The organism is Gelidibacter gilvus (assembly GCF_004115975.1).
Taxonomy (GTDB): Bacteria; Bacteroidota; Bacteroidia; order Flavobacteriales; family Flavobacteriaceae; genus Gelidibacter; species Gelidibacter gilvus.
In genome coordinates this window covers 550,275-569,896 of record NZ_SDDZ01000002.1, presented here as the reverse complement: position 1 = coordinate 569,896, position 19,622 = coordinate 550,275, and the positions used below count along the sequence as shown (strand labels likewise).

Here is a 19,622-nt window from a genome sequence, read left to right as displayed (position 1 = left end):
TCACACGCCATGGCATTGAGGTATTTAAAGTTTATGCTTATCGGGTTTACCCTGTTTTTATCCTGTAGTAATGACGACGATGGTTCTGATTCAACATCCGACTTCTATGCTGGCGCAAAGACTTCAGCCACAGAAAACCAGTTGTTTGGAACATGGGCAATTTTCAAAGTTGGTTTCAATGATCAAATTTCTGCGGTTCCAATAATCTACCCCGACTGTGGAAGGGATTTTCTTGTGTTTTCAGAGAACGGAATCTATACAGAATATTTGTTCCAAAGAAGTGATTGCGAATACGATGCGAATACCTTGAGTTGGACTTTAAATAAAGGCGTAATTAAATTATCTGATCAGTTTAACCAATCTGATGAGTTGGTCATTACCCAAGTATCGGCAGATGAACTTATATTTAAATCGCGATTGGATGTCACAGGCGATGGAAAATTAGACATTGTTGTGCTATATCTCCAACGTTATACGCCAATGGCATTTGATATGGTGTCAGGAAGTTTTATGCGCAACACATCGGAAGCGGCGCAAAATCTGATTAGCTATATCTGGCAACCCTATCATGACGCCAAATCTTTTGTGAGCTACGAAATCTACAGAAGCGCAGGAGAAAGTTGCTCAAAAGCTGATGCGGTATTGATAAAAACCATATCAGATGTCACTATTACAGAGTTTACAGATTTCACACCTCCAGGAGAAGAACGTCTTTGTTATTATTTAAAAACCATCGTACGCACCGGAAATTTGGGCGAAAGCGAATTACAGGTTTTTGACAGCTACTATCTGACCGTAAAACCGGTGAATTTAAGCGAGCCCAACGTGCATAACAATACCATTGCATTAAATTGGGAAGTTAGTGACACGCCCTATTTTTCACATTATGAAATTTCATACACCAATTTCCCTAGTGGGATAACAGGCTATGGCCAGCAAGTGGTCAGTGTTGCACGAATTTCTGATAGGAACACTACAAGTTTTATAGATAACAATCCGCCTTATCTAAAAAATCCAATTTACAACATTCGCGTCTATGATGTTTTTGGAAATCACACCGTTGTTAACCCTCAAGGCTATAAGACGTCTTGGGAAGTGAACTATGAAAGGGCTGGTCTTTTACCTATACATCGCCTGTTTTCTTATGCTATTGATCCAACAGAACCTGTCGTTTATTTATATGGGTACGAGACTGAAGCGTCAAATAATCTTAAAATATTGCGTTTTAATTATGAAACAAATCGCACTGAGGCCATATCAAGCCAAGAGGCATCAACTTCTACAGATTTATCAATTGAGGTCATCACGTCGTCCGATGGGAAAGAACTGATTTTGGACCAAGGAAACGAATTGCAAATTTATGATGCTACAACTTTGACATTCAAGTATACGCTCAGACCTTCAGAGGTTTCGGTATTACAAGATTTTGAGTATTCATCCAGCGGTTATTGGATTTTGACCGATCAAAATTCTATTTTTAGTTACGATAGAAATGGTTCCGATTTTAGTTTAGTAGATTCTAAACCCCATTTCTCCAACCACCAAGGATTTTATAAGTACAGCGTATTTGAAATTGAAAACAAACAACTTTTATTGGGACATAAAAATGAAGCTAACAGCATGATTTACAATATAGATAGCAATGGTATGCTTTCCTATTTAAAAACTGTAGCGGTGCCTATCAAGGAATCTGGCATGCGTCAATCACAATACAATGCTGCAGGACATTATATGATTAATTTTGAAGATAGGAATCTATATTCTACGCTTGATTTTTCTTCTTTGGGATCTTTTCAGCAACCTCACTTTGCAAGTGGCGTAAGCAACAACGGTAGTAAAATATATGGTTCCAATAATGATCCTAGTTGGTCAATAGACGACACGGGCGCGCAAATTAAGGAAGCGGTCATTTTTACCAGAGGAACACAACAAGTCCAAACGCTTACGACCAATGGCTATCCGCACGTGATTTTTCAAAATTATAAAGGCAATGTACTTTCTATCTCCAGCGGATTGAAAAAATCACGTCTTCGTGAAGGTATCAGTTACACGATGGATTTATTTATTGAGAAATTAGAGGTGCAATAGTCCAGTGGTTATCTTGTCAATCCTTTAATTTACAATAAAAGGAAGTTTTTATAAATGAAGTGTCTTTAGAAGAACAAGACATCTGATTGGGGCTTTGCAAAAAGTTAAAATAAATACCAGAGAAATTCTGCAAGTAAATTTTAATCTCTCTTATTTGGAATTTGGTCCATGGCGCGCTCCGCTATAGCTGTTATGGATAATGATGGATTGACACCTGGATTGGCAGAAATCATCGCACCATCGATGACAAACATGTTCTGGTAGCCAAAAACCTTATTGTCCTTATCAATAACCCCGGTGGTGTAATCCTTTCCCATAACCGCACCACCTAAGATATGCGCTGTTGAAGGTATTCCCGCCAAAGTTTCAAGAGCAAAGGAGGTACTTACGCCGTTTATGGCTTTTCGGTAAGCTTTTACAAGTTTTATGGATTCTGGGATAAACGGCGTAGGAGCGAGGCCTGTACTTACGTTTGAGGTCATTTGTCCAAACCTATTTCGTTTAAATTTTAAAGTGCTGTCCAGCGTTTGCATAAAAAGTAAGACAACTGTATTTTTTGCCCAGCCGTTCAGAAAATATATTTTAAAATAGTCGACTGGGTTTTTTAGGAATTTAGCTGATATTTTAAACAGACGGGAGATGACATTTGATCCAGTAACGTAAGGTAAATGCACTAATTTCCAAGCATTGGAGCCTTCTCCATAGCGGCAGATTTCAAGATGACTGTTTTCATCCGTATCGAGAATGCTGCCGATGGCAACCCCTTTTGAAAAGTTTTTTTCTTTGTCGAGTCCAGTGACACTCACCAAGGTTTCATTATTGCTGCGGATATCTTCACCCAACTTATCCGATAAATCGGGAAGTGAAAACTTTTTAAGCTTGAGCAGTAACTTTACGGTTCCCAAAACGCCGCCCGAGAATATCACGCCTTTAGTTGTGATCTTTTGACGTTGTTTAAAGAATTTCGTACTGCTTTTTAAAGAAACTTCGTAACCTTGAGAACCGTCGGTGCTACCGATAGGTCGAACGTCAACGACTTCATTTTCAGCCAAGATTTCTGCCCCATGCTTTTGCGCAAGGTAGAGGTAGTTTTTATCCAGCGTGTTTTTGGCATTATACCGACACCCCGTCATACAGGCGCCGCAAAAATTACATCCAGAACGGTCCGGCCCCTCGCCATTAAAATAGGGGTCTTTTTGTTTTTTATTAGGGGTTCCAAAAAAAACGGCCACGCGGGTGGCGTCAAATTTCTCCGCGATACCTAAATCTTCCGACATTTTTTTGAGTCCCAAATCACCATCAAATAATATTGGGTTTTTTGTGGCTCCCAGCATTCGTAAAGCTTCATCATAATAAGGCTTCAGCTCATTTTCCCAATCGTTCAGATCTTTCCAACTTCCAGACATGAAAAAAGCCGATTTTGGGGTCGGCAACGTGTTGGCATACACCAAAGAGCCACCCCCAACGCCCGTACCTGAAATGATAGCGATATGTTTAAACACCGAAAGTTTCATGATGCCGAAGAACCGTAAACCAGGCATCCATAACCATTTTTTGAAGTTCCAATTGGTTTTAGGGAAATCTTTAGCTTCAAACCATTTTCCTTTTTCGACCACCAAAACCTTATAGCCTTTTTGGGATAATCTTAAGGCACTCACCGATCCTCCAAAGCCACTTCCAACTATAATATAATCGTATTTCATTTTGCCATTGCGAGTTCGTGCATGCTAATCTGTAAGTTTCAATCACGAATTTAGTGAAAATAAATCGGCCTTAGATCTATTAAAAATTAGTAGTTGCATGTTTAAATTCAGATGATTTGAATTGTAAGATTTAAGAAAATCAGAGCAATAGGAACAAAAACCGCTTTTGCACTAAGGATAATATGGGATAATTGGTATATTTAGCTACCTATAATTAACTGTAAAGAATTAATAACATCATGAAGAAACTTATCAAAAATGGATTATTTTTCTCTGGAATGCCCGATGAAAAAGCAGTTAAAAAAGATGTGTTAATTGATGGTGATGGGCGGATATTAGAAATCGGGTCTTCCAATTCATTTTCTGATGAGGATTTGGAAATTATCGATGCCGAAGGAAAATGGATTGTTCCTGGGTTTATTGATTCGCATACCCATTATGATGCTGAGGTTCTGGCTTCTCCTGGACTTAAAGAATCGGCGCGGCATGGCGTCACCACCATAATTTTGGGCAGCTGTTCAGTGTCTGCCATATATAATTCGGCGGAAGATACTGCCGATTCATTTACGAGGGTTGAAGCGATTCCGAGAGAGGTCATGCTACCCCTGTTAGAAAGAGAAAAATCGTGGAATACCCCGAAAGAATGGAAGGCCTACATCAGTAAATTACCTTTGGGAATCAACATCGCTTCTTTTATAGGCCATTCTGACATGCGAATGAAAGCCATGGGAATCAAACGTTCTTTAAGCGATAATGAATCGGCAACGCCCCAAGAAAGGGAAATGATGTTGAACATGTTGGACGACGCGCTAGATGAGGGTTTTATAGGATTGTCGACCATGGATAATCCTTGGGATAAAATGGACGGCGACAGGTATTGGTCCCATAAAACACCATCTTTCTACGCTTCGTGGAAAGAAAGAAAAAGTTTGATCAATTTACTTCGAGAACGAGAAGCGATTCTTCAGGGCGCTCCCAATTTGGTCACTCGGATCAATGCGCTCAATTATATGTTGGCGAGTGCGGGTGTTTTTAGAAAACCGTTAAAAACTACCATGATTGCCATGATGGATTTAATTGGCGATCGCTATATTTATCCGATGGTCGCATTCGGTTCCAAAGCCATAAATAGTTTGGGAAATGCCAACTTCAGGATGCAATCGCCTCCGTGTCCATTTACGGTATATTACGATGGTGTTGACTCGGTCATGTTTGAGGAATTCCCCAGTGGAGAGGCATTGAGACATCTTGCGAAAGAATTGGATCAAAGAGATGAACTCATCAACGACAGTCAATTTAGAGACAATTTCAAAAAAGAAATCAAGAAAAAATTTGCCCCAAAAGTGTGGCATAAAGATTTAAGCAAAGCCGTTATCATCGACTGTCCGGATGCGAGTTTAATTGGTAAAAATTTCTATGAAATTGCTGAAGAAACTAATAAGCATCCTGTAGATGCGTTCTTGGATACGATTATAAAATATGATAAAAAGATGAGATGGACCACCACTATTGCTAATGATAGATCCGAAAAATATAAAAACCTTTATAATTTCAAATACAATTTAATCAGTTTTTCTGATGCCGGTGCCCATCTTAATAATATGGCATTCTATAATTTTCCTTTAAAAATGATTAAAATCGTACAAGATTCCATAGTGAATGGAAATCCGATCATGACGATGGAAAAATGTATTTGGAGACTAACGAAAGAGCAAGGTGATTGGTTTGATCTGGATTGTGGTTATTTGGCTAAAGGAAAAATGGCTGATCTTGTGATCTTAGATCCAGAAAATTTTAAGAACATCACAGAAAATGTTGAAATCGCTCCTATTCAAGAGTTTGATAATTACGAACGATTGGTCAATAGAAATGAAGGCGTCGTTTCAAGAGTTATGGTCGGTGGGAAAACAATTTTCAAAAACGACGTATTTGTGGACGATTATGGTAAAACAAAAAAGTACGGCAGGTTTCTCGAGAAAGTGGGACAACAAGAAAAACAATTACAAAAAGCTATATAATTAGATGAAATCGAATCAACAATCCATTCCCTATTACGAAGCGCAACCAAGTCGCTATAAGGATATGACCTACCGTCGTTGTGGTAAAAGCGGCATCTTATTACCGGCGATATCTCTTGGACTATGGCATAATTTTGGGCATGCCGATGACTTTACAAATGCCAGAAACATCGTGAGAACAGCCTTTGATAGTGGCATTACCCATTTTGATTTAGCCAATAACTATGGCCCGCCTTATGGTTCTGCTGAAGAAACCTTTGGTAGAATTTTAAAGAAAGATTTCAAAAGGTATCGGGATGAGTTGCTCATTTCAAGTAAGGCAGGTTGGGATATGTGGGATGGCCCTTATGGTGATTTGGGTTCTAAAAAATATTTAATAGCGAGTCTCGATCAGAGTTTAAAAAGAATGGGCCTGGACTACGTGGATATTTTTTACCATCATCGTCCTGACCCCGATACGCCTTTGGAGGAAACTATGGGGGCCTTGCATCAAATGGTACAACAAGGAAAAGCGCTTTATGTTGGGGTATCCAGTTATCCAGCGGATTTGACCCGACAGGCAAGTAAAATTTTGGAACAAATGGGTACCAAATTACTGATTCACCAGCCGCGCTATAATATGATGGATCGTTGGGTGGAAGATGGTTTATTGGAGGAACTCGAAAGCCAAGGAACAGGAGCTATCGCCTTCTCACCTTTGAGCCAAGGCATATTAACTGACAAATACCTTAACGGAATTCCGGAAGATTCAAGGGCAGGAAAAGACAAAAGATATCTCAAAGCAGAACAACTCACCAAAGATAAATTGGACGCAGTGAAGCAATTAAATGTCATCGCAAAAAACAGAGGCCAAAGTTTGGCCCAGATGGCGATAGCCTGGCTGTTAAAAGATGATCGTATTACTTCTGTATTGGTTGGTGTGAGTAGTCCTGAGCAAATCCGCGATAACGTCAAATCAATCGATAATTTGAATTTTTCAAAGGAAGAATTAGAAAATATTGATAAAATATTAAATGATGAAAATTAAAACAATACTCAATAGTTAGTCAGCCCGAGTTCTATTATAACTTCCTGACGATCAATTCCCGTATTTAAAAGCGGGTCTCAGCACGGACAATGTTTATTTAAAATGTATTAAATTTGCACCTTACAATCTACAAACAATTCTATTTAATACTGCTGTTAGTCCCATCAAAAATATGAGCAAAAACAAAGAAATTGCAAGTCTCGAGAAAAAACTTAAAGCCGATTTGGATAAGTTTGAATCCGCAAAAATAAAGTGTGGCATCATCGGTAGGAGTGGCGTTGGAAAATCCTCTCTGATCAATGCCATTGTTGGTGAACATATTGCTGAGGTGGGCGAAGTGGAAACAACCATGGAAGTTGGGAAACCCATTGAACATAGAGGTTTGAATTTTTATGATTTACCGGGATGCTCCACCATCAATTTTCCCAAGGAACAGTATCTTGAGACATTTAATATCAGCCATTTTGATTGCGTCATTTTGGTGACTTCAGATCGGTTTTACGAAGATGATTTATATCTAATAGAAGAACTTCTAAAAATAAAAATGCCCGTCTTTGCAGTTCGGACGAAAATAGACTTCTCAATTGATCGCGCCTTAAGACGCGATATCTCTGAGGAAGAAACCTATAATACCGTTTTGAATGACCTTGAACAAAATCTTAAGGGGTATCGACTCAATGGCATATATCTAACCTCTGCCGATTATCCACAAGAATATGATTTAGGCCAGCTTTTGGATGATGTTTATTCGAGCTTGGGGAGAATCAAGCAACAACGGTTTGTTGCGGATATCAATATTACCAGCCAAAAAATCCTTTCAAAAAAAAAAGAACTCGCAAATAAAATTGTAGGCATGCATGCTGCCTTATCGGCAGTGAATGGCGTTAATCCTATTCCGGGACTTGATGTTGGCGTAGATATATCTTTGCTCACCAGAATGGGGGTTCATGTCAGGGATATTTATTGCCTGGGCGATGAACAGCAGCATTTCATCATGGATTTGTTAGATAAGAATAACGCAAAGGTATTAACTGCCAAAGCCCTACAGTTTAGTGTCAAATATTTAGGGAAAGATGCGATTATGCTTCTGTTGAAAAGGGCAGGAGCAACGGTAGCTGCTAAATCTGCTTCTAAATACTTTCCTTTTATTGGGGTTGCAATTTCGTCAACGGTTGGTTTTTTATTGACTTCTTCCATAGGTAAAAATATGGTCAAGGATGCGGAGAGTATAGCCACCGAAAATTATAACGCCCTGAAATCCCTGAAAATTAAGCGTAACTAGAAATTTTCGCAAAATCAATGGCACTTTATTTATAATTGACTTCCAAATCCCTGCTATACATCAAATTCGGGCAGTTAGGGCAGAGGCAATATGCCTAAAACACACGCGATAATCGACCTTAGAGGAACGCTTAAATAGAAGCACTCCGCCTTCACTATAACCTATTAAAAAAGTTTAGATTGTAACATAACTTACAAAACGACTACTAACACTGTTACATGAACAACCTTCTAAACGCAAAACTATGCTTTCTATCCAAAACCTGAATAAAACTTATCCTAATGGGACCCAGGCTTTAAATAATGTCAATCTTGAAATTCATAAGGGAATGTTTGGTCTTCTGGGACCCAACGGCGCAGGGAAATCGACTTTAATGCGCACCATCGCCACCTTGCAAATTGCCGATACCGGCACTATTGATTTTGATGGTATTGATGTGTTTAATCAGCCTGAGGAACTAAGAAAAGTATTGGGTTATTTACCTCAGGATTTTGGGGTGTATCCGAAAGTATCCGCAGAAATGATGCTGAATCACATTGCAAAAATCAAAGGCATCCATAGCAGTAACGACCGTAAAGCTTATGTGGCCGATCTTTTAAATCAAGTGAATCTTTACAAATTTAGGAAACGAAATTTAGGAGATTATTCTGGTGGGATGCGCCAACGTTTTGGGATTGCCCAAGCTTTGATCGGAAATCCTAAATTAATTATTGTGGATGAGCCAACCGCTGGTTTGGATCCTTTGGAACGGAACCGTTTTCACAATTTATTAAGTGAATTGGGTGAAGAGGCCGTCGTTATTTTATCCACCCATATTGTAGATGATGTTGTAAATTTATGTACCAACATGGCTGTTTTTAATGACGGACAAATTGTGGTGCAAGGCCATCCGCAAGAATTATCGAATTCGTTGAATGACAAAATATATCGTAAACGTATCGAAAAGAGCGAGATTGAAAAATATCAATCAGAATATACCGTGCTTTCTACCTACTTGCGAAGTGGAAATATGAATGTCAATATCTTTAGTGACGTTCATCCAGGAGACGGTTTTGAAGTGGTCAACAATAATTTAGAAGATTTTTATTTCTATAGTATTAACCAACCTCAAACCGTATAATCATGAAGGAGATTTTCTTATTTGAACTAAAATATCGGTTTAGACGGCCAGCTACGTACATCTACATTGTTTTGATGTTCGTAATTCCGCTCTTAATGAGTGTTTTTGAAAGTTCAGTTACGGCTCAATATACCAATAGTCCGAATGCCATTGTAGGTGTTTTGGGTGGCATGAGTATCATAAGCCTGTTTTTTTATGCCGCTATTATGGGCGTTGCAGTCTATCGGGATGAAGAGCATAAAACCGCACAAACGTATTTTACCTTTCCTATTTCGGAAAAAAATTATATTCTAGGACGGTTCCTTGGCAGTTTTACCATTGTAACGATTATGAATATTGGAGCGGTAATTGGGGCGATGATTGGCTTCAGTATCGGTGCTTTTTTGGAACGGCCGGATTATGGTGTCTATACGTCTTTTAACTTGACCTCATATCTGTTACCTTTTATATATCTATTGACGTTTAATGCGTTTTTTATCGGGAGTTTATTCTTTAGTTTGATGACTTTTTTCAAACGTATGTCGATCTTATATTTAGGAGGTATTGTCATTCTCATTCTGACTATTGCATCAGGACAATTGTTATCTGGTTTAGATACCGAATGGTTAAGTGTGTATGTAGATCCGTTTGGAGAAGCAGCCCACGGATTTATAACGAAGTATTGGACTGTGGACGAGTTAAATCACAACCAATTAGCACTTTCTGGTAAATTTGCACTCAACCGATTATTGTGGTTGGGGATTGCTTTTCTGATTTTCTTTTTCACCTTATTTAGATTTTCATACAAAAGATTTTTGACCAGTTCTAAGCGAAAATCAACTAAAGAAAGCAAAGAAGACTATGTTCCTGCGTCCTTTATTCCAAACATTACCCAAGTTTTTAACGCTAAAGCCCGTTGGGAAAATTTAGTATCGTTAAGCAAGATTGAATTTCTTTCCATTGTTAAAGAGACTGCTTTTGTCATCTTGATGGTCATGGGAGTTATCATGGCAGGGTTTGTGGCGTATCTGTCCAATCAAACTTATGGAACCCCATCGCTGCCATTGACGCGCTATATGGTGACACAAATTTCGGGCGGCATGATCTTGTTTTCTATCATTATTTTAATCATTTATTCGGGTGAAGCGGTACATAGAACGCGGCAGAATAAAACATTTGAGTTTTACGATGCCTTACCTGTGAGCAATATCACTTTATATCTTTCTAAGATTATTTCTCTAATTGGTATTTCGGTCGTGCTGACTTTGCTCAATGTGGTCGTAGGTATCTTATATCAAACCTTCAACGGCTACTTCAATTATGAGTTGGGCATGTACTTGACCTATAATTTTACGAGTGTGTTCCCCAGCTATGTGATGACCGTTCTTTTAGCATTTTTCATTCATGTGTTGGTTAATAATAAATTTTTAGGACATTTTATTGTGATTCTTATTTATGTAGGGTTACCTATTATATTAGGATTAGCACTCAAAACATCAAATCCATTAGTGATTTTTGGAGGAACACCTGGTGGGTTTCTAAGTGATTTAAATGGCTTTGGACATTACTTGTATGGAAGATTCTGGTTGAACCTGTATTGGATATTATTGACCTGTATTTTGGCAACAATAGGTATTGTTTTTTGGAACCGTGGTTTCTTTTCTTCGGCTAAAGAACGTTTGCAAATTGCAAAACAACGTTTTAGCGGAAAAACACTTTGTTTAATGCTGTTTTTTATTGTGGCATTTGTTTCTGTAGGTGCCTACAGCTATTATAACTTGAAAGTGTTGAACCAACTGGAAGATGGTAATTACAGTCAAAAACTCAATGCTGAGGCTGAAAAGAAGTATGGTAAATATATTGACCAACCGCATATTCAAGTAACCGATCTCAAAGCTTTTATCGATATTTTTCCAGAAGATAGGCGTGTAGAAGCTAAAGGAGAATTTATGGTCATTAACAATTACGAAGTGCCTATTGATACACTTTTGATGGAAGTGAAATTCCCAATCTCAGATACAAAAATCACTAAAGTGGTCTATAACGGTACGGAATTAAAACCTTTTTTAGCAGATGAGGAATATCGAATGTTCATCTACAAACTACCAACAAGTTTGCAGCCAAAACAAACGGCATCTTTGGTTATTGAAACACGAGTTAATACGCACGGGTTTTCTATGGATTCTGAAACTGCGATTTTGGAAAATGGTACATTTTTTAATGATGCGATTTTTCCTTCCTTTCATTACGAGCGTACCATAGTTGATAATGGCATTCGTAAAAAATACGGTTTAGAGAAACTTGATTATTTATTATCACCGCGAACAGATAGTCTGGCACTAAGGAAAAACTTGTTTAACGAAGATGCCGATTATTTAAATTTTGAAGCCATAGTGAGTACTTCGAAAGGACAAACTGCCGTTGCTCCAGGAGCACTCACCAAACAATGGGAAGAGAATGAGAGAAGCTATTTTCAGTATAAAATAGAAGAAAAAACGGATTATTTCTTCAGTTTTGTTTCTGCCGCCTATGATATCGAAAAGGATAATTGGACGGCCCCGAGTGGAAAAAAAGTAACGATAGAAATTTACCATTCCCCTAAGCATAAAAGGAATCTGAAATATTTTATCAAAGGGGTGAAGATTGCGTTGGATTATAATTCGAAAAACTTCATGGAATATCCGTATTCGGTTATTCGTATTATAGAATTCCCGGCACATTCCACTTTTGCCCAGTCTTTTGCGACCACTATTCCGTATTCTGAAGATTTTGGCTTTGCAGCCGATTTCTCAAAAGCTGACAGTTATAATTATGCCTTTAGAGTAACGTCCCACGAGGTGGCTCACCAATGGTGGGGTCATATTGTGACGCCAAGTAAAACTTCTGGAGGTAATATCATTTCAGAGACTTTGGCAGAATATGCATCCTTAATGACCATGAAACAGGAGTATGGGGAAAATGGGATCAAGTCGTTCTTAAAAAACTCGTTGGATACCTATTTAGGGAGTCGAAAATTTAGTTTTAAACCAGAACGCACTTTAATGGACGTAGAAACTGGTGGCTATATCTGGTACGAAAAAGGCTCTATGATTATGTATGACCTACAGGATGTCATGGGTGAGGACGTTGTCAATAGTGGGCTGAAGAACTTTTTGGAAGAATTTAAATACAATAAGAAAGGGGTGTACGCAACTTCTGAGGATTTGTATAAAGCACTTTATGCTGTCACTCCCGACTCTTTAAAATACAAAATTGATGATGGTTTTAAAGAGATTGTATTGTATGAAAATAGAGTGATGACTGCCAAAACAAAAGCTTTGGACAATGGAAAATGGGAAACGACGTTTACTGTGAATTCTAAAAAAATCTACTATGACGACAAAGGCAGGGAAGATCGCGTTGATGACAAGAAAAACTTAGTTGATATTGGCTTGTTTGGCGAAGATGTGGTCAATGACGATGGGGTAACAATCAAAGATCCGTTGTATTTTGAACTAAAATGGTTGGAATCTGGTGATAATTCTTTTACGGTTATTACAGATAAAAAACCATTAAAAGCAGGGATCGATCCGTACAACAAGTTGATTGATCGCAACTCTGACGACAACTTGAAAACAGTAGAAGAGTAAACTAAAATAAAATAGAGAAGTGTAGAAGCGAGGTAGATCCTCGCTTTTACGTTTTTTGGTAATTAGGTAAGGCTAACAACTAAATTAAATTGAGACCAGCATCTCTGTAATCTTTGATCTTAGGGCTTTTTGGGTCTAAATCGGTTACCACAGCGTCAATTTCATTTACACTACAAACGTCATAATTAAGGATGGTGTTCAATTTGTTGGAAGTCGCTAGAAAAACCGCACGTTGGGAGGCATTGATCATTGCTTTTTTAATCAGTGACACTTCATAGCCTTCATCTGTGATGCCTTGCTTAAGACTCAAAGCGCTCACTCCGATAAAAGCAATATCGACCCTTAATTTTGATAAATATTGGATGACATCAATGCCAATGGTCACCATGGAGCTTCTATGGATTTTACCACCAATAAATATGGTTTCAATGAGTGGGTGTTCCGTTAGCTGCATCGCTATTGGTAAACTATAGGTGTAAATGGTGGCTTTTATATTTTTAGGTAATAATTTGGCAAGCATTAAATTTGTAGTTCCGCCACTCATGATGATCACCATGCCGTCCGATATTAAGGTGATGGCTTTTAGAGCGATGCGAACTTTGTTTTCTCTATTATAAATGACGTCTTCATTATAGTGATATAATTTTTGGATGGTTGAAATGGCACCGCCATGTACTTTGGTCAACAGCGCTTCCTCATCCAGCTCTTTAATATCTCGTCTTATGGTGTCTTCGGAAACGTCCAATTTCTCAGCTAAAAAGCTTGAACTGACTTTTCTGTTGATGCTAACTTCATCAATTATTTTTTGCTGACGCTCTTTTTTTTTCATATCAACTTTATTCCCACCAGTGGGTTTTAATATCCTGAGGCTTGTCTCGATTACAATGACAATTTCTTATTCATAGGTAACGGACTAATTCTTAGGTTCTTGATTTTATAGGCTAAAATAGCATTAGAATTCGAACTTTTTATAAATATATGCATAAAACTGCTTGTTTAAGCACATAATATAGCAACATGAACTAAAATATTCTATATTTGAGGTGATTTATTTTAAATTTCGCCAAATTACAAAATTATGAGTACTTCTAAAAGGTTAATGTCACTGGATGTTCTAAGGGGGTTAACTATTGCATTGATGATCCTTGTCAATACTCCTGGAAGTTGGAGTTTTATTTATGCGCCATTAAAACATGCCGCTTGGCACGGTTGTACCCCAACAGATCTTGTGTTTCCGTTTTTTCTATTTATCGTTGGGATGTCGGTATATTTTTCTTTTAAAAAATATGATACAACATTATCCAAAGCTACCGCTTCCAAAATAATTAAGAGAGCCATTATCATATTTTTAATAGGTCTTGCTCTGAATTTATACCCTTATTTCAACTTTGAAAAGGTTCGCATTATGGGGGTGCTACAACGTATTGCCTTAGCCTATGGCGTTGGTGCCATGCTTTGTTTGGCTTTGAATAGACAAAAACTACTGATTGCTCTCACCGTGATTTTGTGGGGATATTGGGCGCTCTTGTATTTTGGGGCAGCAACAGATCCTTATTCCTTGGAAGAAAACTTAGCACGGCGATTTGACCTTTTTCTGTTTGGAGAAAATCATATCTATAAAGGTTTTGGCATTCCGTTTGACCCAGAAGGAGTGCTGTCTTCCATTCCGGCGGTGGGCACCGTCATTATTGGGTATCTCATTGGCCAGGTTATTGACATTGAGAAATCTCTTAAGTTGAAAATTAAAAAGTTACTCATTTACGGTGTTATAATGGTGGTAATTGGTTGGTTTTGGTCGCTGGTATTTCCTCTCAACAAACCATTATGGACGAGCTCTTACGTATTATATACAGCAGGATTGGGAACGCTCTTTTTAGCACTATTAATTTTTCTTATAGATTACAAGCAATATCAAACTTGGGCAAAGCCATTTGTGCATTTTGGATCGAACCCTTTGTTTATTTTTGTGTTTTCAGGACTCTATGCAAAGACCATCAGTTATCTGATCAAAATACCGGTTTCTGATAGTGCAACGCCAATCTCTTTATATAATTATCTATTTACGAAAGTGTTCGCGCCTATCTTTGGTAATATGAACGGCTCGTTAATGTTTGCCATTAGTCACATCATCGTTTTTTGGTTTATATGTTACCTATTGTATCGAAAGAAAATCTTTATTAAAATATAGATCATCATATAAATTATACTAATCGATGAATGATTGGAACAGTTTCTTACTAACTGCCACGACGATCCAAAACAAATAGGTGTGTCAATAAAGTTAAATCATTTTAGTAGGGAAAAAAAGTTCTCGAAGTCGAAAAACATTATAAAAACTAACCATAAAATCCTAACTTATGGATTTTAAAAATAAAAACTGAAGCTACCAATGAGCGCCACCTTAATTTTAATTATCATAGCCTTATATTTTGGAGTCTTACTGCTGATTTCCCATTTCGTATCAAAAAACTCGAGTGACGAATCTTATTATACGGGAGACCGAAAATCACCATGGCAAATCGTGGCCTTTGGGATGATAGGTGCCGTACTTTCTGGGGTTACCTTTGTTTCCATCCCGGGAATGGTTGGGAATAATTATTTTTATTATTTACAATTCGTTTTTGGAAATGTGGTAGGCTATGTGTTTATCACTTACGTATTGGTTCCCATTTATTACGATTTGAAGTTGGTTTCAATTTACACCTATTTAGAGACCCGCTTTGGTATTAAAACCTATAAAACAGGTTCTTTGTTCTTTTTGATTTCGCAATCCTTGGGAGCAGCTTTAAGATTGATGCTAGCCGCTAAAATTTTACAATATGCCGTTTTTGATGCGTTTCAAATTCCTTTTTTCGTCACGGTCATTATTATTTTGGCGCTTATTTGGTTATACACCCATAAATCGGGAATTAAAACCATTGTATGGACTGATTCGTTGCAGACGTTTTTCTTATTGTCGGCTGTGTTTATATCCATTTATGTGGTGAAGACCTCACTGAATTTAAGTGTTTCAGAAACGGTTGCTGCAGTGACAGATCACGAGTATTTTAAGATTTTCAATTGGGATTCCCATTCGGGAAATAACTTTTTTAAACAATTTATATCGGGGATATTGATTGCCGTTGCTATGGTTGGGCTCGATCAAAATATGATGCAAAAAACCTTGACCTGTAAAAACAAAAAGGAAGCACAGAAAAACATCCTGACCTTCAGTATTTTCTTAGCGGTTGCACAGTTTTTGTTCTTAGGATTAGGGGTGATGCTTTATCTATATGCAGAACAAATGGGGATTACGTTAGAAGTGGAAGATGGAAAGTTCATCAACACCGACAATCTGTTCCCAATGTTATCCTTAACCCATTTCGGGATGATTGCCGGTATCAGTTTTATCTTAGGAATAACGGCCGCGTCTTTTTCAAGTGCAGATTCTGCCATAACAGCACTGACCACATCGTTTACACATGATTTTTTGAACATTCAAACCAAGCCTATCAAGAAAAGATTGCAATTAAAAAATCGCACGTTATTTGGTTTCTCTGCATTGATTTTTATAATTATTATGCTGTTTTCAGAAAGTAAGGGAGATGTCATTTCAACCATTTTCAAGGTTGCAGGATATACCTATGGGCCATTGTTGGGACTCTATATGTTGGGTATTTTTACAAAAGTACAAGTCCATGACAATGCCGTACCTTATATTTGTATAGCAATGCCTTTGGTCACGTATTTTTTAAATTACGCTTTTATAGAATGGTATAATTTCGACTTTGGATTCATGAATATTTTTGTCAATGCCTTCCTTACCGTGATTTGTTTGTTGCTTGTTAAAAAGAAGCGTGACGTACCGCTATAATTAATACGATATTTAATTTTTGAATTAAAACCTGTCTATATATGGAACATAAATTAACCACCGAACAAACCTCAGCTTATAATGACTTGGAAAAAATGAACACGTTTGATCTGCTTTCAAATATGAATACAGAAGACAAAACGGTGCCTGAGATCCTTGAAAAAGCCATCCCGTCCATTGAGCGATTGGTAGATGCCATATACAGCAAAATGAAAGATGGGGGTCGGTTGTTTTATATGGGTGCAGGTACGAGTGGACGCTTGGGGATCTTGGATGCCTCTGAATGCCCACCAACATTTGGCGTACCCGACAACATGGTCATTGCTCTTATTGCGGGAGGCGATGTCGCCCTGAGAAAAGCGGTTGAAAATGCGGAGGATAATACCGAGCTGGGATGGAAAGATCTACAGAAATATAATATTAATAAAAATGATGTCCTTATTGGGATTGCGGCTTCAGGAACCACGCCATACGTTATTGGTGCGGTTAAGGAAGCAAAGAAGTCGGGGATTGTCACCGGCTGTATTACCTGTAATAAAAACTCGCCATTAGCCCTTGAAGTCGATTTTCCGGTTGAATTGGTAGTAGGCCCAGAGTTTGTTACGGGAAGTACCAGAATGAAAGCAGGCACAGCCCAAAAACTTGCCTTGAATATGATTTCTACCACGGTGATGATTAAATTGGGTAGGGTGCGAGGCAATAAAATGATCGATATGCAGCTTTCCAATAAAAAGTTGGTTATCAGGGCAGTCCAAATGATCATGAACGAACTCCATGTGGATGAAGACTTGGCAGATAAGTTATTGGCTGAGCATAAAAGCGTGCGTAAAGCAATTGATTCCTATAATTTAAATAAAAAATGAAAAATATTTTAATAACATCTCTAATTGTAGTTTTTGCACTGGTGTCTTGTGCCAAAATCCCTACTAAGCATTCCACTGGTCTAGATCATCAAACGCAATGGGTGGATAGCATTTATAATACCATGTCGCTTAAGGAAAAAGTTGGACAATTAGTTATGGTAGCGGCCTATTCCAATCGAAGTCCTGCGCATTCAGATTCCATTCAAAAACTTATCACAGATCATCATATTGGTGGCCTTATCTTTTTTCAAGGCGGTCCGGTGAGACAAGCCAACCTGACCAACCAATACCAATCAAGCTCTAAAGTTCCTTTAATGATTGGAATAGATGGTGAATGGGGCTTGAACATGCGTTTGGATAGCACATCGCGCTACCCGTATAATATGACACTTGGTGCCATTAAGGACAATGACATCGTTAGGCAGATTGGGCAACAGATAGGGGAGGATTGCCATCGGATGGGAATTCATATCAATTTTGCCCCGGTCGTGGATATCAATACAAATTCTGAAAACCCTGTAATTGGGGTGCGTTCTTTTGGAGAGGACAAATTCAACGTCACAGAAAAATCAATAGCGTTTACCGAAGGCATGCAGAGCGCAGGTGTTTTGGCCTGTGCCAAGCATTTTCCAGGGCATGGGGATACGGCTACCGATTCGCACAAAACCCTTCCTACGGTTGCGTTTAGTGCAGAACGAATTGATTCAGTAGAGCTTTATCCTTACAAAAAACTATTCCGAAAAGGCATTGCCAGCGTTATGGTGGCCCATTTAAACGTTCCAAATTTAGAAAGTCAGGAGAATTTACCCTCGTCACTGTCTTACCCAATAGTTACGGAACTATTAAAAGAAAAGTTAGGCTTTAAGGGACTCATTTTTACGGATGCTTTGAATATGAAAGGCGCTTCAAACTATAAACAACCAGGTGATATCGACTTGGCTGCGTTTATGGCGGGAAATGACGTCCTTCTTTTTACCGAAGACGCTCCAAAAGCGATTTCAAAAATCGTGGAAGCTTACAATAACAAAGAAGTTTCAGAAGAGCGTTTGGCGCATTCCGTAAAGAAAATCCTTGCAGGCAAATACAATGTCGGCCTCAACAATTATGAGCCTATTGACACCGATGGTCTTTTGGATGATCTGAATAAGGACGTCAATGGTAAATTATTTAACGCAGCAATTAAAAATGCCATTACGCTTATCAAGAATGAAGGTCTTGTTTTACCATTGTCTAAAAACACCAAAGAAAAAACGGCATATCTTAAATTAGGAGAAGGGTCTTCTGATGCATTTTTGAAAGCATTACAGCAGAGAGGTCCTATTACTGATATCTCTTCACTTTCTAAAGAAGACCTTTTAGAAGCGATTAAAACGTACGATAAAATTATTATTGGCTATCATCGTAAAAATTCGCGTCTGACATATGCCATTTCGGAAGCCGACAAGGAGATTATTGAAACGGTCTCTAAAAACAATAAAACCATACTGGCACTTTTTGCGACTCAGTATAGCTTAAAAGAAATGAATCTGGACACTGTCGAAAGTATCCTTATTTCCTATGAAAATATCGAAGATGCCAACAGGATTTCTGCTGAAATCATTTTTGGAGAAACAGAAGCGGTAGGGAATTTGCCAGCGTCAATTTCTAAAATGTTTCCAGTTCATTTAGGAATTAACACTACAAAATAATTTTATGGTGTGATTAATTAACACGGGAGGGAGGGCCAGTCGAGTAAGTTGTTTATGACTCAAGGACGATAGTCTAACTGCTGTTTTTTAGTACCTTCCATAAATTTCATCACATAATATGACTAGCTCCAGGCGACAGGCCCAGAGCTAGTTTTTTTATTTAAGAGCTAAAAGTCTTAAACAGCAAACGTCTAATTTGCAATAAATAATCCTGGAAGTATTTAAATTTCAAGCTTTCATGCTTGTTTATACGGTTGTTATTGTAATAGGAATGGAGTGACTTACTTTCTGAAAGAGCAGAGAAATGAATTGGTCTCAGTGCTATTTGTTTATGTGCAGGTCTTTAAATGATGAGCTTGGGCCTAAGACGCA

12 protein-coding genes are annotated in these 19,622 nt (G+C 38.1%); 10 read left to right on the top strand and 2 right to left on the bottom strand.

The features are described 5' to 3' along the window. Window positions 1–9 precede the first annotated feature (9 nt). Window positions 10–2,088 (top strand): fibronectin type III domain-containing protein, encoded by a 2,079-nt coding sequence (locus ESZ48_RS06360; protein WP_129016481.1) that lies wholly within the window; start codon window positions 10–12, stop codon window positions 2,086–2,088. Between the two features lie 140 nt (window positions 2,089–2,228). Here ESZ48_RS06360 and ESZ48_RS06355 read toward each other — a convergent pair whose 3' ends face one another. After that, window positions 2,229–3,791, bottom strand: coding sequence for a GMC oxidoreductase (locus ESZ48_RS06355; RefSeq protein ID WP_129016480.1), 1,563 nt, complete (start codon window positions 3,789–3,791; stop codon window positions 2,229–2,231). A 239-nt stretch (window positions 3,792–4,030) separates the two neighbouring features. Here ESZ48_RS06355 and ESZ48_RS06350 point away from each other — a divergent pair, with 239 nt between their 5' ends. From ESZ48_RS06350 to ESZ48_RS06330, 5 genes are all read left to right on the top strand, one after another. After that, window positions 4,031–5,809, top strand: coding sequence for an N-acyl-D-amino-acid deacylase family protein (locus ESZ48_RS06350; protein WP_129016479.1), 1,779 nt, complete (start codon window positions 4,031–4,033; stop codon window positions 5,807–5,809). Window positions 5,810–5,813: 4 nt separating this feature from the next. Continuing rightward, complete coding sequence (gene mgrA / locus ESZ48_RS06345) at window positions 5,814–6,836, top strand: L-glyceraldehyde 3-phosphate reductase (protein WP_129016478.1); 1,023 nt, start codon at window positions 5,814–5,816, stop codon at window positions 6,834–6,836. Between the two features lie 172 nt (window positions 6,837–7,008). Further along, window positions 7,009–8,118, top strand: coding sequence for a GTP-binding protein (locus ESZ48_RS06340; protein ID WP_129016477.1), 1,110 nt, complete (start codon window positions 7,009–7,011; stop codon window positions 8,116–8,118). 244 nt (window positions 8,119–8,362) lie between these two features. Next, entirely contained in the window at window positions 8,363–9,238 is an 876-nt protein-coding gene (locus ESZ48_RS06335; protein WP_129016476.1) for an ABC transporter ATP-binding protein, read from the top strand. A gap of 2 nt (window positions 9,239–9,240) precedes the next feature. Then, complete coding sequence (locus ESZ48_RS06330; RefSeq protein WP_129016475.1) at window positions 9,241–12,846, top strand: ABC transporter permease/M1 family aminopeptidase; 3,606 nt, start codon at window positions 9,241–9,243, stop codon at window positions 12,844–12,846. Window positions 12,847–12,925: 79 nt separating this feature from the next. On the opposite strand, the gene ESZ48_RS06325 is transcribed toward ESZ48_RS06330, so the two are convergent. Then, window positions 12,926–13,675 (bottom strand): DeoR/GlpR family DNA-binding transcription regulator, encoded by a 750-nt coding sequence (locus tag ESZ48_RS06325; protein WP_129016474.1) that lies wholly within the window; start codon window positions 13,673–13,675, stop codon window positions 12,926–12,928. Window positions 13,676–13,924: 249 nt separating this feature from the next. Here ESZ48_RS06325 and ESZ48_RS06320 point away from each other — a divergent pair, with 249 nt between their 5' ends. From ESZ48_RS06320 to ESZ48_RS06305, 4 genes are all read left to right on the top strand, one after another. Next, complete coding sequence (locus tag ESZ48_RS06320; RefSeq protein WP_129016473.1) at window positions 13,925–15,034, top strand: acyltransferase family protein; 1,110 nt, start codon at window positions 13,925–13,927, stop codon at window positions 15,032–15,034. A 201-nt stretch (window positions 15,035–15,235) separates the two neighbouring features. Then, window positions 15,236–16,699, top strand: coding sequence for a sodium:solute symporter (locus ESZ48_RS06315; protein ID WP_129016472.1), 1,464 nt, complete (start codon window positions 15,236–15,238; stop codon window positions 16,697–16,699). Between the two features lie 41 nt (window positions 16,700–16,740). Beyond that, a complete protein-coding gene (gene murQ / locus ESZ48_RS06310; protein ID WP_129016471.1) occupies window positions 16,741–17,562 on the top strand; it encodes an N-acetylmuramic acid 6-phosphate etherase in 822 nt (273 codons plus the stop codon). Continuing rightward, window positions 17,559–19,250, top strand: coding sequence for a glycoside hydrolase family 3 protein (locus tag ESZ48_RS06305; protein WP_129016470.1), 1,692 nt, complete (start codon window positions 17,559–17,561; stop codon window positions 19,248–19,250). The genes murQ and ESZ48_RS06305 overlap by 4 nt, the downstream gene beginning before the upstream one ends. Window positions 19,251–19,622 lie beyond the last annotated feature (372 nt).